Source organism: Nonomuraea sp. NPDC049750, assembly GCF_040659625.1.
Taxonomy (GTDB): domain Bacteria; phylum Actinomycetota; class Actinomycetes; order Streptosporangiales; family Streptosporangiaceae; genus Nonomuraea.
Window position 1 is genome coordinate 113,446 of the sequence record NZ_JBFANB010000032.1, and the last position, 14,911, is coordinate 128,356.

20 protein-coding genes are annotated in these 14,911 nt (G+C 67.3%); 8 read left to right on the forward strand and 12 right to left on the reverse strand.

The genetic code is table 11. The features are described 5' to 3' along the window. Positions 1–45 precede the first annotated feature (45 nt). The 8 genes from AB0J16_RS48275 to AB0J16_RS48310 form a co-directional block, all read right to left on the reverse strand. On the reverse strand, positions 46–648 hold the full coding sequence (locus AB0J16_RS48275; RefSeq protein WP_358552871.1) for a hypothetical protein: 603 nt from the start codon (positions 646–648) through the stop codon (positions 46–48). Between the two features lie 551 nt (positions 649–1,199). Further along, a complete protein-coding gene (locus AB0J16_RS48280; RefSeq protein WP_358552873.1) occupies positions 1,200–2,174 on the reverse strand; it encodes an NmrA family NAD(P)-binding protein in 975 nt (324 codons plus the stop codon). 46 nt (positions 2,175–2,220) lie between these two features. Further along, positions 2,221–3,261, reverse strand: a complete 1,041-nt coding sequence (locus AB0J16_RS48285) for an alpha/beta hydrolase (protein WP_358552875.1) — start codon at positions 3,259–3,261, stop codon at positions 2,221–2,223. Between the two features lie 203 nt (positions 3,262–3,464). Further along, positions 3,465–3,626: a hypothetical protein gene (locus tag AB0J16_RS48290; RefSeq protein ID WP_358552877.1), complete on the reverse strand. Its 162-nt coding sequence runs from the start codon at positions 3,624–3,626 to the stop codon at positions 3,465–3,467. Then, a complete protein-coding gene (locus tag AB0J16_RS48295; RefSeq protein WP_358552911.1) occupies positions 3,623–4,531 on the reverse strand; it encodes an alpha/beta hydrolase in 909 nt (302 codons plus the stop codon). Before AB0J16_RS48295 ends, AB0J16_RS48290 begins: the two co-directional genes overlap by 4 nt. Next, positions 4,528–4,668: a hypothetical protein gene (locus tag AB0J16_RS48300; protein ID WP_358552879.1), complete on the reverse strand. Its 141-nt coding sequence runs from the start codon at positions 4,666–4,668 to the stop codon at positions 4,528–4,530. Before AB0J16_RS48300 ends, AB0J16_RS48295 begins: the two co-directional genes overlap by 4 nt. A 257-nt stretch (positions 4,669–4,925) precedes the next feature. Then, positions 4,926–5,495 (reverse strand): TetR/AcrR family transcriptional regulator, encoded by a 570-nt coding sequence (locus tag AB0J16_RS48305; protein ID WP_358552881.1) that lies wholly within the window; start codon positions 5,493–5,495, stop codon positions 4,926–4,928. Between the two features lie 276 nt (positions 5,496–5,771). Beyond that, positions 5,772–6,059: a hypothetical protein gene (locus tag AB0J16_RS48310; protein WP_358552883.1), complete on the reverse strand. Its 288-nt coding sequence runs from the start codon at positions 6,057–6,059 to the stop codon at positions 5,772–5,774. Positions 6,060–6,129: 70 nt separating this feature from the next. On the opposite strand from AB0J16_RS48310, the gene AB0J16_RS48315 reads away from it, so the two are divergent. Then, on the forward strand, positions 6,130–6,540 hold the full coding sequence (locus tag AB0J16_RS48315; RefSeq protein ID WP_358552885.1) for a hypothetical protein: 411 nt from the start codon (positions 6,130–6,132) through the stop codon (positions 6,538–6,540). Positions 6,541–6,895: 355 nt separating this feature from the next. Here AB0J16_RS48315 and AB0J16_RS48320 read toward each other — a convergent pair whose 3' ends face one another. After that, on the reverse strand, positions 6,896–7,996 hold the full coding sequence (locus AB0J16_RS48320; protein ID WP_358552887.1) for a 4Fe-4S binding protein: 1,101 nt from the start codon (positions 7,994–7,996) through the stop codon (positions 6,896–6,898). A 132-nt stretch (positions 7,997–8,128) separates the two neighbouring features. After that, entirely contained in the window at positions 8,129–8,245 is a 117-nt protein-coding gene (locus AB0J16_RS48325) for a zinc-binding dehydrogenase (protein WP_358552889.1), read from the reverse strand. A gap of 298 nt (positions 8,246–8,543) precedes the next feature. Here AB0J16_RS48325 and AB0J16_RS48330 point away from each other — a divergent pair, with 298 nt between their 5' ends. Continuing rightward, positions 8,544–8,921, forward strand: coding sequence for a MerR family transcriptional regulator (locus AB0J16_RS48330; RefSeq protein ID WP_358552891.1), 378 nt, complete (start codon positions 8,544–8,546; stop codon positions 8,919–8,921). Positions 8,922–9,009: 88 nt separating this feature from the next. Here AB0J16_RS48330 and AB0J16_RS48335 read toward each other — a convergent pair whose 3' ends face one another. After that, a complete protein-coding gene (locus tag AB0J16_RS48335) occupies positions 9,010–9,339 on the reverse strand; it encodes a putative quinol monooxygenase (RefSeq protein WP_358552893.1) in 330 nt (109 codons plus the stop codon). 64 nt (positions 9,340–9,403) lie between these two features. Between AB0J16_RS48335 and AB0J16_RS48340 the strand changes: the two genes are divergently transcribed. From AB0J16_RS48340 to hemE, 3 genes are all read left to right on the forward strand, one after another. Next, positions 9,404–9,763 carry a MerR family transcriptional regulator gene (locus AB0J16_RS48340; protein WP_358552895.1) on the forward strand — a complete coding sequence of 120 codons (360 nt, stop codon included), beginning with the start codon at positions 9,404–9,406 and terminating at the stop codon, positions 9,761–9,763. A gap of 55 nt (positions 9,764–9,818) precedes the next feature. Beyond that, positions 9,819–10,325, forward strand: coding sequence for a hypothetical protein (locus AB0J16_RS48345; RefSeq protein WP_358552897.1), 507 nt, complete (start codon positions 9,819–9,821; stop codon positions 10,323–10,325). 519 nt (positions 10,326–10,844) lie between these two features. Continuing rightward, a complete protein-coding gene (hemE, locus tag AB0J16_RS48350; RefSeq protein ID WP_358552899.1) occupies positions 10,845–12,047 on the forward strand; it encodes a uroporphyrinogen decarboxylase in 1,203 nt (400 codons plus the stop codon). A gap of 199 nt (positions 12,048–12,246) precedes the next feature. Here the strand turns inward: hemE and AB0J16_RS48355 are convergent, their stop codons facing one another. Continuing rightward, complete coding sequence (locus AB0J16_RS48355; RefSeq protein WP_358552901.1) at positions 12,247–12,855, reverse strand: XRE family transcriptional regulator; 609 nt, start codon at positions 12,853–12,855, stop codon at positions 12,247–12,249. A gap of 112 nt (positions 12,856–12,967) precedes the next feature. On the opposite strand from AB0J16_RS48355, the gene AB0J16_RS48360 reads away from it, so the two are divergent. The 3 genes from AB0J16_RS48360 to AB0J16_RS48370 all read left to right on the forward strand — a co-directional run. Beyond that, on the forward strand, positions 12,968–13,786 hold the full coding sequence (locus AB0J16_RS48360; protein ID WP_358552903.1) for an MBL fold metallo-hydrolase: 819 nt from the start codon (positions 12,968–12,970) through the stop codon (positions 13,784–13,786). Positions 13,787–13,873: 87 nt separating this feature from the next. After that, a complete protein-coding gene (locus AB0J16_RS48365; protein ID WP_358552905.1) occupies positions 13,874–14,467 on the forward strand; it encodes an Imm21 family immunity protein in 594 nt (197 codons plus the stop codon). Positions 14,468–14,605: 138 nt separating this feature from the next. Further along, on the forward strand, positions 14,606–14,911 hold a 306-nt coding region (locus AB0J16_RS48370; protein ID WP_358552907.1), incomplete at its 3' end, for a phosphotransferase.

Consider the following 14,911-nt stretch of genomic DNA (forward strand, 5'->3'; position numbering starts at 1 on the left):
CTTAGCCGATCAGATGTCTTCGCGGCCCCGTCGTCCTTCAGCTTGTCAGCCGGCAACGGATGGATACCGGGCTGCCGCAAGGTCCTCGGCGAGATCCTCCACGGCAAGATCAGCGTTCAGCGCGGTGACCACCGCCGGCGTCAGCGGACGGAGGGCATAGACGTGCCGCACCGCATCGAGATCCACGGGCACCTCGTAGTAGTCCTCCGCGAACCGCCGGAACGCCTCCGGAGACGGATCGACGAGCCGTGCGAACAAACCCGCCGCACCATCGGGATCGCTCACACCGTCCGGGTAGTCAATCTCACCCACTCGCCAGCGACCATCGCCGACCTCACGCCATAGGCAGGCGGTCACGACCGGCATTCCGTCCTCGTCGCAGAAGGCCGGCTCCTCCACACAAGGGCGGAAGACCTCGGGGACGGAGTCGAGCACCCCCGGCCACGGCCCGTCGTTGCTGTATGGGCTCATCGCTGACTCGTGGTCGAAGCCGCGGATGTACGCACCCGCCGCGGAGAAGACAATGGAGTACGCGTCTCCCGAGCCGTTGCGCATCGAGGCCATCTCCTCCCCAGGGCTCCAGCCCGCGTCGAAGGAGTGGTAGCGGCTGGACCATTCCGGGCTCAGGATGGCCTCCAGCACCGCCATGGACCGGCACAGATCGCGAAGTACCGGGACATCAGGCAGCAGCCGGGCCACATCGTGAGCAGTCATGAGCCTCATCACCGGATACCTTGCCGTTCGCCTCCGACGAGCGTGCCTGGGATATCCCAGCCGCAGCTTGACATGATCGTATCGCGAGCGACAGATGCGTCGCTGGTTCGGCGTTCAGCTCACCGAGCTGGACGTCGGCCAGTTGCCGTCACTGTGGGGCGCGGCGATGCGTCCCGTACGGGTGTGGGCACTCGACCGTCGATCGCACCCCGCCGCCGACGGCATGGGCGAGAGTACTTATGCCATGTCGGGCGGCCTCGCCGCCGAGGTCGCGGGTGCTGTCGCCGCTGCCGCGCAGGATGACCAGCGGTATGAGCTCGGGTATGGACATTGCCGCCGATCGGACAGATGGAGCGGGGACTGCAGCACGCGCACCGTGGCCGGTTGCGCCCTGCGCCGGACCAGGCGGACCATTGCGCGGATGCCAGGCGGTGAAGTCCTCATCGCTCCGCAGGCACTCGAGATGGTCGTGGACGCTAGGCGGCTCAGGCAGTCGCCATTTTCCGGATGCGCGGATGATTCTCCAGCGCCCACCGCACGGTCTTCGGCGGGCGCCCGAGCAGGGTCTCCAACTGGTCGGTGACGCCGCGGTACCCTCCACCGCCGATCAGCCGGGTCAGGGTCTTCATGTGCTCCGCGGTGTGCGGATGCTCGGCCAGGGCGGTGTCCACGTAGGCCTCGTTCCAGGTTTCGACATCTTCGGGAATGTAGGTGACCGGGCGTCCCAGCACGGCCGCGAAGTCCTCTGCGAACCCGTGCATGTCCTTCAGTTCCGGACCGTTGAGCTCGTAGGACTTGGAGATGTGCGGTGCCGGGTCGGCCAGGATCTTCGCGCATACCTCCGCCACGTCATAACCCGCGATGGGCGCGAGCCGGTGGTGGCCGAAGGGCAGGCGCAGTTCGCCCTTGCTCAGCGGCTCCAGCGCCAGCCAGGTCATCAGGGGGTTCTCGACGAACATAGCCCCCCGGATGTTGACAGTCGGGAGGCCGGACCACTCCAGCACCCGCTCCGCGATCCAGTGGGCCCGCTGCTGCGGCGACCAGTCCGCGACGAGTCCGCCGAGCCAGGCCCGCCGCTCTTCCACCGGTGCGATCATTTCGTCGAACGTCATGAACGACTGCTCGAACTCGGAAATGTTGACGAAGACCTCGATGTCGCCCTGGGCCCGCGCCGCCGCGGCCATCAGGCTGACGGCGTCGGTGTAGTACGGCGACAGGCTCATGCTGAAGTAGATGCGTCGGCAGCCTTTCAGCGCGGCGGTCACGTCGGCGATGCTGCGCAGGTCTCCGACGAAGACCTCTGCCCCGGCCTGGCGGAGTGCGTGCGCGCGTTCGTCGTCCTGTCGCACGAACGCGCGCACCGGGTGCCCTTGGTCAAGCAGCATCTCGACGATCGTTCGGCTCACAGCACCGATTTGGCCGGCGGCTCCGGTGATCAGGATGGGATTGCGTTCTGGCATCGGTGTGTCCTTTGTCGGGTTGGGTCGGGTCAGCTGTTCAGCGGTGTCATCGGGGCGCCGAGCCGTCGATGCGGGCGAGGAAATCGAGGAGTGCGGCGTTGACCTCTGCGGGACGCTCCTGCTGCGTCCAATGGCCGCAACCCGGCAGCACCACCGGGCCGTGCAGTTGAGGCGCGAGGGCACTCAGCGGGTTGCCCGGCCCGCCCTGGCCACGCAGAAGATCGCTCAGCGAGTCGCTCCCGTCGGGGCCGCGCAGTGAGGTGACCATGTCACGGTCTCCCACCACGTACAGCGCGGGGACGTCGATCCCACGCCCCCGGAAAGGCGCGAGCAGTTCGTGGTTGCGTTCGATGTTCCGGTACCAGTTGAAGGCTCCGGTGAAGGCCTGCTCCCCGTGCAGGGCGAAGTCCTCGGCGTACGCCTGGATGTCCTCCTCCGTCAGCCAGACCGGGAGAGCGGGCGAGGCCGGCATGGTGTCCAGGAGGCCCAGCCCGTCGGGTATGACCAGCGGGCGGGGCTCCCTGCCGAGCGGGTTGTCGCCTGAGGCACCGACCAGGAGGCGGCGAAAGGACTCTGGGATGTCCTTGGCGAACTCCGCGTCGGCGACTCCCGGCTGCTGGAAGTAGATCTGGTAGAAGCCCTCGCCGTACTGGGTGCGGGTGATCGAGGGCGGGACCATCCCGCCGGGCAGAATCGGCGGAATGCTGAGCCCGGCCACCGCGCGGACCTTGTCCGGGCGCAGCATCGCCGCGGTCCAGGCGACGGGTGCGCCCCAGTCGTGACCCACGACGACCGCCTGCTCCTCCCCCAACTCCTCGATCAGGGCGATCACGTCGCCGACGAGGTGGAGCAGGGTATACGAGGAGACGTCCGGCGGCTGCTCACTGCGGGCATAGCCGCGCTGGTCGGGGGCGACGACCCGGTATCCGGCCGCTGCCAGCGCCCCGAACTGGTGACGCCAGGAGTACCAGCTCTCCGGCCAGCCGTGCAGCAGCAGGACCAGCGGCCCCTGCCCCTGCTCGGCGATGTGCAGTCTGACTCCGTTCACTTCGACGAAACGGTGGATGAGCGTATTTTCCACGAGCATTCCCTTTGAATCTTTGAATCGTTGAATCTTTGAATCGGCGAGAGCGCGTGCTACTTCTTCAGCTGCGCGTACGGAGCTTCCAAGCCATTGGAGGCGCTGTCACGATTTGCCACCACAATGAGAAACCGATCGGTTTCCACCACCATAAACCGATCGGTTTCCTCTTGCAAACGCAGGTGAGCCAAACCATCACCACGTGAGTGTCAAAACTGAACCAATGAGGTCAGGATCAGTGAGCACACCGCCGCGACCACCGGCAAGTGGACGATCATCGTCGGAGTCGTGATGGCTGGTGCCTGACTGATGGAGTCGAATTCCAGGAACTCCTGCAGGCCCACGAGTGCCGCTTCGCTGCGATAACTCAAGCCACCGAGGCCAGCAGGTCGGCCACGACCTCCGGCCTCTCCAGTGCGATGAAGTGGCCCGCTCCCGGCACCTGCGTGAATTCGGCGGCAGGCAGCAGCTTCTTGTTAGCCTCCCGGTCCGACCGCCGGGACCAGTCCTTGTCCCCGTAGAGGAGGTGAATGGGAGCCTTGACCGCGGAGTAGCGCGCACGGGCAGCAATGAGACTGGGCAGGCTCTGGTACACAGCCCGGGCAACGGTCGGGTAGCCGGGCCGGCCGCCTACCTGCAGGAGTTCGTCCACGTAGTCCGCCCGCAACGCGCTCTTGTCCACCAGGCCGCCCTGCAGAACCCTGCGGAGGACGGGCTTGGGCTCCACCCCGGCGACCACCGGGCCCACTCCCGGAGCGAGAACACCGCCGACCACCACACGGGCGAGGAGACTGGATCGGGCGATTCCGCCGCGGAAGTCGTAGGTATTCACCGCGACGACGCGCCGTACCCGCTCCGGCAGATCGGCCGCGGCCGTCAGGGCGAGCACCGCCCCCATGGACTCCCCGACCAATGTCACGTCATGGAGGTCGAGTTCGGTGAGGAGCCGTTCGACGCCCGCGCGCATCGCCGGCTCCTGGTACGACGCACCAGGCACGATCTCGGAGTAGCCCATCCCCGGGAGATCGAGGGCGTACACGGTGTACTGGCCGGAGATCAAAGGGATGAGGACGCGGAAGTGCTCGGCCTGCGTTCGCACGGTGTGCAGCAGGACCAGGGGAGCGCCCGTGCCCGCTTTGAGATAACGCAGCGCCCCCTCATGGCCGTGGCGCCCTCCGCGCGGGGCGATGGTGTGGCTGGTGGTCCCCGGAATGAGGATCGTGGGGCGCGCCTCTTGACGGCATATCGCCGACTCCTTAGGACGGGCGGGCCTCAGCCGGCCAGCTGGTTGAGCTTGCGGATCTGCTTGTCGAAGACTCGGGCAGGAGCGATGCGGCGCAGCGTGCCGGCGCGTCCGGCCATGGAACCGGCGGTGTAGCGCAGCTTCGGGTCGGTCGCCGCCTCGACGATCACCTTGGCGACGATGGCCGGGGCGTCGCCATCCTGGACTCCCTGGCTCAGCGAGAAAACCGATCGGTTTCCCTCATCGTAAACCGATCGGTTTCCACGTGCAAGCTCAAACGGGAAGCTGACCCCGGCCGCGTAACGCTTCGTTCAGGTTCGCGGCAGCCGCCGAGATGCAGGCGATGGCCAGATCGCGGGAGCCGCTCCGGCTGCCAGGTGCCATCCCCTCGTATCGCACATCAGTGCCATCTCGAAAAGGCGACGCGTCAGCGCATGCCTGCCGCATCGAGCAGGGTAGCCACGGTGGGCGCGATGAGCCCCGTCAGGTTGTCGGCTCCGATCCCCGCGCGAGCGCTGGCGCCGTCGAAGACCACGCTGAGCTGCCGGGCCAGCAGATCCGGGTCACTCGCCCCACCCTGTTCGGCCTCGGCACGGAAAAAGGCCATCAGGTTCGCCTTGACCCGGTGCGCCACCCGGCTCGCAGGGTGGCTCTGGTCCTTGAGCTCGATCTGCACCGCCAGGTACCGGCAACCTCGGAACTCGGGCGCACCCGCCTGCGCCTCCACCTGCTCGAAGACGTGCAGGATCCGCTCACGGGGCGAACGGCCATCGCCCGCCGCGGGCAGGAGCTTCGCCACGAAGGCAGAGGAACCCTGCTCCAAGCTCGCCGCCAGCAGTTCGTCCTTACTCTCGAACAGCTGGTACATGGAGCGCTTCGACACCCCCGCCGCCTTGCACAGCGCCTCGACGCCGATGCCGACACCGTCTCGATAAGTGAGCGTCGCCGCCGCCTCCAACAGCCGCTCTCGGGAACTCGGCTTCGCCTCGATGGTCATACCGCGAGGATAACGCGGTTCCGACGAAATGAAAACCGATCGGTTTACAAGCGCGTTTCCAGGTGATACCCGACGCCGCGGCGCATAGCCGAGCAGACACCTGAAGTCCGCGCAGAGGACTCAGTGGCAGCTCCGGAGAAAGACCGTCACCGAGCCTGACCATGTGCACCCCGCCCGCCCCCAAGAGGACGACGCGCAACGGCCCCGTCCGGTTTGAGGATGTCCCCCACCTCGGGACGACAGTCTTTCCAGACTTCCTCTCGGCGGGGGCCGGCCCTATCCGCTCAGTTCGCCGAGTGCGCCCATCGCCTGATCGAGGAGCCCGGACAGCGGGGTTGTCCCGTCACTGGCGGCCCAGGCGTCGCTGAGGAGCCGCATCAAGCTCAGGGCCCGCTCGGGCTCGTCGGGATCGGTCTGGGCGACCACGTCGAAGGCGCGGCGCAGCGAATCCCACGGCCGCTCGCCTGCGGGGCGGGCGTTGAGCGCTGCGGCGACCTGGTGGCCGACCTCCCCCATCTTGTCGAGGACGACCTCCTCCTTGGTGCCGGGCCTGTCGCGTGCCACTGTCGCGCGGCGACAAGGTCGCGGCGACCGCCCGCAATGCCGATTCCCTGGCCCGACCTGATCGCAGCGCATGGCGACGCGGTCCTTCCGCTGGCCCTGGACGTCACGGACAAGGCCCGCCGCGACCGAGGCCGTCAAGCAGGCCCACGAGCACTTCGGGCGCCTGGACGCCGTCGTCAACAACGCGGGCTTCGGCCTGTTCGGCACCGGCTTCGCCACGTCCTCCACCTGGTCCCAGCCGCTGGCCGCCTACGACGGCGTACGGGAGGCGGTCAACGCCGGCTTCGCAACCATGCCCAGTCCCGACCCGGCCGGCGTCGGCACGGCGCTGCTGAAGGTCGTCGACGCCGACAATCCCCCGCCGCGGGTCTTCTTCGGCTCCTTGCCGCACCATGTCGTCCCGCAGGTCTACGCCGAGCGGCTCAAGACCTGGCAGGAGTGGGCCGAGCTGTCCGCCGAAGCCGAGACCAGCCAGGGTTGAGCACTGCTCGCCGCCTCCCCTCTCCTCCAAGGCGTCGGCGGCCGGTATTTCGAGGACTGCAACGAGGCCGGGAGATCGCAGGACGAACAGGCCTATCAGGCCGGAAGCGTCAGCGGTGTGGCCCCCTACGCCCTCGACCCGAGGCCGCCGAACGGAGCTGGGAAGTGAGCCTCAACGCGGTGCGATTCCACTGATGCGCCCGACTGACCACCTAGGGCTGCCCCTTAGGCCGTGGTCGGGCATCCCAAAGAGCTGAGCGGAAGTATCACTGTCCCGCGTCCGGTCCGCTCGGCATCACTCTGAGCACCGTGACATGTACCCCAGCGGCGATGACCGCAGCCGGGAGCGCACCGGATCAGGAGGATGCGGGGCGTCGCGTCGGAGGCTGCCAGCCGCCGGTGACTTCTTTGACGGGCTTGTGGGGGAAGCGGCGCTGGGCGTATTCCTGCGCGTGCGAACCCGGCAGGACGTAGAGGGTTTCCTCCTTGTCCTGGAGCGGCCGCAGCACGGTGTCCATGAAGGTCTTGCGGTCCTCAAGGTACGGGCCCAGGACGTCCTCGCCGCCGGGGCAGACGGCCAGGCAGTAGCCGGACTTGTAGCCGGGGGGAGAGGTCAGGCTCTGCCACATCGAGGCGCTCTCGGAATCGGTGACCCGGGAGCGGTAGTCGGCGGCGTCCTGGCTGTCGGCCACGGTCTGCGCCCAGTCGGTGAACCCGCTCATGAACTCACGGTAGTTATGCGTGGTGCAGGCGAAGAAGTCGAAGTCTCCGTCTTTGCCGATGGCGCCGACCGGGCAGGCGGCGACGCACAACTTGCAGTCGATGCACGGGTTGTACTCCAGCGCCTGCCCGTACCCGCTCACCTGGGCGTCCACCAGGACGGTGGCCAGCAGCACGAAGTCGCCGAACTTCGGGTGGATGACGTTGCGGTGCAGGCCCATCACGCCGAGCCCCGCGGCCACCGCGACGGTCTTGTGCGCCACCACCCAGATCCGGCCAGGGTAGCGGCCCATCTCCTGAGGGAAGCCGACCGACGGATTGAGCGCGCGATAGCCGGCGTCCTGCAGTGCTCGGGTGACATTGCGGGCGGCGTGGTTGGCCTGCTCGTCGGTCTGGTGGAACTCCTGGTTGGCCACGCTGCGGGCCGGGGAGCGGCAGTTGTCGCGGTTCATCCGGAACACCATCGCGATCAGGGCACGGGTGCCGGGCAACGCGGCCAGCGCGTGCTCGCGCTCGCCGGCCAGGTCGGGGTGATCCAGGCTGACCGCGGCCGCGTCGTCCGCACCGGCCGCCAGGCACAGCTCGCGCAGCCAGGCCGCGTCGATCACCGCCGGCGGGCTCGCGACGTCACCAGCCCTGCGCCGGGCGAGTACGGCCTGCACCGACGGGTGCCCTGCCAGCTTCGGCGGCAGCTTCGGATCCGGCGGTTGCCGCTCGGCGTCGCGCCTGGTAGCCATCGCTCCCCCTGGTGGGTTTCGTTTTCGGACTCGCCTCCATAGCGAGAAACCGACCGGTTTCCATCACCGTAAACCGATCGGTTTCAGCGCGCAAGTCCAAACGATGGGCCCCCGGCCGTAGACGCGTCGGCGTCAGGTGACGACCTTGCCGAAGTGGGCACCCGTCGCCAGGTGGGACGCCGCGTCGAGTGCCTCTTCGAAGGGGAAGACGCGGTCGATCACCGGCCGCGGCTTGTGCGCCGTGATCACACTGACCCCGACGTGCCGGTCGAGCTCATACTCCAGGCCCCCGCCGCGCCGCTACCGGCCGACAAGTTGCGCGCCGCGTTGGAGGCGAGCCAGCGGGTGAAGGTCGCCGAGCGCACCTTCTAAAGTTCACACCGAGGCCTCCATCGGAGAACCAGTGAAAGTCTCGTCTGTCTGGCGTGCCGCGACGAAGCCGCCGGGGCATGCGGGCAACGTGAAACCACCTCCAGGGGGCTCGTGGGGCACGCCGCTACGCTAAACCTGACATCGGTGCGAGAGGCAATCCGGGATGGAGGTGACCGTGCGGATCGGTGATCTCGCGCAGCGGACCGGGGCCAGTGTGCGCTCCCTGCGCTACTACGAGGAGCAGGGCATGCTCGCCAGCCAGCGCAGTGCGAGCGGGCAGCGCCACTACGGCGAGGACGCTGTGTGCCGTGTGCTCTTGATCAAACAGTTCTTCGCCGTCGGAATGACCGGCAAGGTCATCGCCGCGCTGCTGCCGCACGTCAAGGACTCCGGGGAGCGCTGCCCTCCGGCGGTACTACGCCAGCTCACCGCGGAGCGCGACCGCATCGACGCCCAGTCGGACGAGCTCGCCCGCACCCGGCAGACCCTGGACGCTCTGATCAAGACCACGCAGGAGGCCATGCGTGGCGCCCCATCCATGAACACCACCTGACCGGCACGTCAACGCGCCCAACACGGTCAGCGCCCACAGCCCCGATGGGTGGTCGAGTCTGACTCCGTGAGAAACTCTGCGAGCCTGGTCAGGCCGCGATGGCCGGATAGGGACTCCTCATCGTGCCGAAGTAGGCATCGGGTGCTCCTTCGATGTGCTCAGGCAGTTCGTCCATGAAGACGCGCAGCAGTGGGGTCGCGTTGTGCCGGTCAAGGTCCTCCTGCGAACGCCAGACCTCATAGAGGAAGAATCGGCCGTCCTGCTGCTCGTGGAGGTGGTATTGAAGGCTGCCCTCGTGCCCTCGAGACGGCTCGACGAGGTCCATCAGGAGCTTCCTGAGCTCGTCGGCATGTCCGGGCTTGGGGGTCAGGAATCCGTAGAGCGAAACGGGCGCTGGTGCGGTCGAAGTCGTTGTCATGTGAGCAACGCTAGGATGTGACATCGGTGTCAGATTCAAGCCGCTGCACTATGAGGTGGGTCACATGAAGATCGGGGCTCTGTCCCGCGAAACAGGCGTGGCCGTACGCCTCCTCCGCTACTACGAGGCCCAGGGGCTGCTCACCTCCCACCGCAGCGAAGGCGGCCACCGCCATTACGACCCCGAGGCCCCCGCCACCGTCGCCCGCATCCGCACCCTGCTCGCCGCCGGGCTGCCTACCAAGGTCATCCGCGAGCTCATGCCCTGCTTCGTCGGCGACGGCAGCGAACTCCAGGCCTGCGTTCTCGACCACCTCAGAACCCAGTACGCCGAGCTGGACGCCCGCATAGCCGACCTCACCCAGGCCCGCACCGCTCTGGGCGACATCCTCGATGTCTCCACCCGAGCACTCACCCACGTCTAGGGCGCGTATCGGAAGGTTGGCTCAGGTGAGCATGCGGGGGTGGAACTATCGGTACGTGGGACCGGCCGATCTCAAGGCCGCGATCCGGCCTGGCAGCGGCGGCTGCCGGATCGGCTCGGCGGCTGATTTCGACCGCTGGGTCGCCGAGCGTTCTGCGGCGGAGCTGGTTGAGCCGTTCACCTTCGTGGTCGGTGCGGACGGCGTGCTTCGGCTGGCGCCGCGACGAAGCGAGCATGTGGCCTGTGCGGGCGGACGATCGGTCCTGAGCGCCGGCGAGATCAGCTTCACCCGCGAGGCAGGCAGATGGGTCGTGGGCGACGTCAGCAACCATTCAACCGGGTACTGCCCGGACGTTAACTCCTGGCCATCGGTCGCCCAAGCTCTCGATTGTGCAGGGCTCGGGCGTCCGTCCAGTTTCACGCACGAAGTGGTGTTCCGACGCTGTCCTGGGTGCCAGGAGCACAACATCGTGCGCGAGAGCGACTTCGTCTGCGTCTTCTGCGGCAGTGAACTGCCCGAGAAGTGGAACGTGGACCTGCTGATTGAGAGCGATGGGTCATAACCACTCGTTGGCGGTCTGCTAATCCCCGGTAGAACTCGGTCAGCAGTGGAACCAGCGCGTCCCACGCATGGGTCGATGAGCCGGAGTCGTGGACGAGCACGAGTGCGGGAAGTCGCAGGGGCCGACCTGAGACACGTGGATGTCACCGCCCTCCAGAGGAGGGATCGAATCCTCGGCGTCGCCGTTTATGCGCGGTTCCCCGTCGACGGATGTAGCAGTCGATCGCCGCGTTCTGCTCGCCCGAACGTCCATGGCCTGGGGTCTGTGTGGCATCTGGCTGTCCCACGCTTCCTTGGAGAGTACGACCTGGACTACATGTCTTCGGCAGGTCGACGCCCCACAATCGTGAGTTCGCACCTGCCGTCCATGCCGGGCCGGTCAAGGTCGGCAAGGTCTGTGCAGGCGGAGCCTGCCTGGGTGGGGCGTCGGAGCGGGGCGAGGCCCTTCAGGGGTCGGGGCTTTGGCCCGACTGGAAGCAACGCCTGAGCCCTGAAGATCTAGGTAGTGGGCGTAGATAGGGTGGTAGCGCACACCTTCGCTTGTAGGGGCGCGTGTGCTGATCGGGCCGGTTGGGGCTCGCGTATCTGGGCAGGACGGAGGCGCGTGGGCGTCGATATGCGGGAAGAGTCGGACGTCGATCGCGTGCCGGGCGAGGCGAGGCCGAAGAAGCTGCTGTTGCGTGCGCTCGCGGGCGAGCGCACCGAGCGACCACCGATCTGGCTCATGCGGCAGGCCGGACGCTATCTGCCGGAGTACCACGACGTCCGCGAGGCTGCGGGCGGAATGGTGGGGCTGTGCAATTCGCCCGAGCATGCGGTCGAGGTCACCTTGCAACCGCTCCGGCGCTTCACGCTCGACGCCGCGATCCTGTTCGCGGATCTTCCCCAGATCGCGGCGGCGTTGGGGCAGACCTTGGAGTACCGGGTCGGTGACGGCCCCGTCCTCACGCCCCCGATCCGTTCGACTTCGGACATCACCGAGTTCTTGAGCGCGTCCCGCTTGCACGAAGAACTGGCCCCGATCTATGAGACCGTCAGACGACTCACTCGCGCGTTGCCTGACGAGGTCACGTTGATCGGCTATGCCGGTGCGCCGTGGACGGTCGCGACTTACATGGTCGAAGGGCGCGGCGGCGCCAGCTCAGAGCACTCCGTCGTCAAGCAGTGGGCGCTGAGCGATCCGGAGGGGTTCCAACCCCTGATCGACCTGCTCACGGCGGCCACCATCGAGTTCTTGGACCGTCAGATTCAGGCGGGTGCCGAAGCGATCCAACTCTTCGAGAGCTGGGCCGGAATACTCCCCTACCCGCTGTTCCAGCGTTGGTGCGTCACGCCGGTTGCCGCCATCGTCGCGGCGCTGAAGGCGAAGCATCCGAGTGTTCCCATCATCGCCTTTCCACGTGGCGCGGGGCTCGCCTACAACGGCTTCGCCGAGGCGACCGGCGTGGACTGCGTCGGGCTCGACTCGACAGTGCCTGTGGAGTGGGCCGCGCAGAAGGTGCAGCAGGCACTCGGCCGGTGCGTACAGGGCAACCTCGACCCTCAGCTCCTGGTCGCGGGCGGGCCCGCACTCCACGCGGAAACAGACCGCATCCTGAACGCGCTCAGTGGTGGCCCGTTCGTGTTCAATCTCGGACACGGAATCGTCAAGACCACACCTCCCGAGCATGTGGCCGCTCTCGCCCAGCAGGTACGGTCCTGGTCCGCGGCTTTGACGCAGTAGAGAGCCTGAACAGGTCGGCGTCGGCTAGAAGGAAGCCCGTTGGCGAGCAGTGCCGGGTCAGTCGGTGCCTGGCCGCCGACGGTCAGCCGCATGGGTAACGACACGTCGCGGAGCTGCTCGCAAGTCGGCTTTCCCGAAGAATGCCGTAAGTACGGCGATGCCCTAGCCAGCTTTGTCCAGGCTCGTAAGCTGCGGCCGATCAGGTTCTACGTGAGATGACCATGATGTATTCGCAGGGAGCGTTCGTTCGGTTGGCGAAGCCGTGGTCCGCGTCGGCTTGGAAGAACAGGGAGTCGCCTGTGTTCAGGGTCTCGTTGATCCCGCCGATCGCGACGGTGAGGGTGCCTTCGAGCACCACGAGCTGTTTCTCCGTGCCCGGCGGATACGCGGGCAGCAGCCCGGTGGAGACCTGCGCGGGGAGATAGTGGACGACCATCTCGGCTCCTCCCGCGCCCGGGGCCGCTGACACGATGTGCCGCTCGAAGCCGGTTTCCGGGTCACGGAAAACGGGGCGATCGTTCTTGCGCATGACAATGGCCACACCAGAGGCGGCAGCAGCCGGCGCACCGATCAGGTCCGAGAGCGACGCGTCGAGCGCGTGGGCGATCCTGGACGCGACGCCGATCGTCGGGCTCTTCTCACCGCGTTCGACCTTGGACAGCATCGCCCGGCTGACCGACGACTGTGTGGACAGCTGCTCCAGCGTCAGACCCGCCTCCTCGCGGCGTCGCCGCACGTTACCGCCGAACGCGCCGGCCAGGTCGTCACCGTGCTGTGATTCGGCCGCGTTTCCGTCTTGCTCGACCACCGTGCTCCTTGATCGTTGGGTACCTCGCTGCCCACAGTGTAGGGTTTCTCCTAAAGAAGATAGGATCTTCTATCGGAGACGCGCGATGCGCGCCCACCACGACGGAGGTTCCATGCGTTTGATCTCAAGTGGCCAGCTCCATGCCACGTTCGAATTCGGCGATCTGCAGGTGATCTCGTTGCGAGACGGATACATCGACATGCCGCCGACACGGCTCCGCGACCAGGATGGGCGCACGCTCGACGAGCTGCCCGCCGCCGTCCCGCTGGCCGGCGACAACTTGCGGCTGTCGGTCAACGCCTTCTTCGTCACCGACGGCACGCGGTCGGTTCTCATCGACACCGGCGCGTCCAACGCCTGGCACGACCCCACCATGGGATTGATCTACGACGCGCTCGACGAAGCGGGAATCGACCGCGCGCATGTCACCGATGTGGCCATCACCCACAAGCACGAAGACCACGTGAGCGGCCTGATCGCGCCGGACGGTTCAGAGGCGTTCACCAAACTCGAGCGCGTGTGGATCGGCGCGGGCGACACCTCGGTGTTCACGGGGCGGCTCGAGCCGATCCGCGGCCGGGTCGTACCCGTGTCGGAGAAGGTCGCGATCAACGACTGGATCACCGCGATCCCGACACCGGGCCACACACCCGGTCACACCGTCTACGACGTCAGGAGCGGCACCGGCCACCTTCTCGCCTGGGGCGACACCGTCCACGTACCCACGCTCCAATTCGATCAGCCGAACGTGTCCTGGGAGCTCGACGGCAACCAGTCCCAGGCCCGCGCCGCGCGAGCGGCCCTCCTCGAACAACTGACTCGACCACACCACTTCGTGGCCGGCGCCCACCTCGACTCACCCGGCATCGCCCGCGTAGCCCCCTCCGGCGACGGTTATGCACTGGAATACCTCGCACCACCGATCGGCTGATCGAGCCTGTCGGCTCCGGGCCACGCTGGCCTGGTGCTGAGACCGGGCCGAGAGCTCGTTGTCAGTGGTCGAGAGGACACTGGCGTCGTGAAGACGTTCTCCTCCACCACCGCCAGTTCACGCGAGCCTTTCCCTGTCTGGGTCGATTCGATGGGCGGCCCGCTGATAGCCGTGCCCGTTTCCGCGCTGGCCCAGTGGCGTGGTTGCACGGAGTCGGGGATGGTCATCGGCGACGGGGACGTTCTGGACGACTACGACCGCGCCTGCGGGGTGGAGGGTCTGGCGGGAGCGGTCGCTGTCGGCGAGAAGGGCGCCCGCGGACTTGTCCTGGCGGATGAGCCCGCTAGCAGCTGCTATCTGCCGGAACACCGAGCGTTCGTTCGCTGGCTGGGTGCCAACTGCGAGGCCGATCTGATTGCCGCAGCCCAGGCGGTGCTTGCCGACCCCACCACCGTGTGGAAAGACTGCGGCGTCTGGGAAACGGACGGCCCGGCGGTGCTCATTGACTCCGTGACAGCCGGGGCCGAGCTGGGCGTCGAGTTCCCGAACGGCGAAGGCCTGCCGGAGCAGGCCCCCGTCCCGCTCGGGCCCGGCAGCTGGATGGTCCGCGCCGTCTACGCCTCACCGATCGAGGACACCTCGGTGGGTGTGATCCAACTTCTGCCTCAGCCATCGAACTGACCGAGGTGCTCCCTCGGTGGGGAGGGGATCAGGACGGCGTACCCCGGTGGACCGCCGCCGAGCGCCGGGCAATGAGGTTGTCGAGGTGGGCAAGTTTCACCTCTCGCTCCGCCTGCCGCCTCAGTACTGTGATTCCGCATGACCGACACCGAGTTCGAGATCACCGCGGACCTGGTCCGCGAGTTGCTGCGGGAGCAACATCCAGACCTTGCGGGGCTGGCCATCCGCGAGGTGGTGGGCGGTTGGGGCAACCAGATGTGGCGTCTCGGGGACGAGTTGGCCGTGCGCATGCAGCGCATGGACCCCACCGGGGAGCTCCAGCTCAAGGAGCGGCGGTGGCTACCCGTGCTGGCCCCGCGCCTGCCGCTCCCGGTGCCGACCCCGGTGCGGTTCGGCGAACCGTCCGAGCGCTTCCCCAAGCACTGGACCGTGATGACGTGGGTT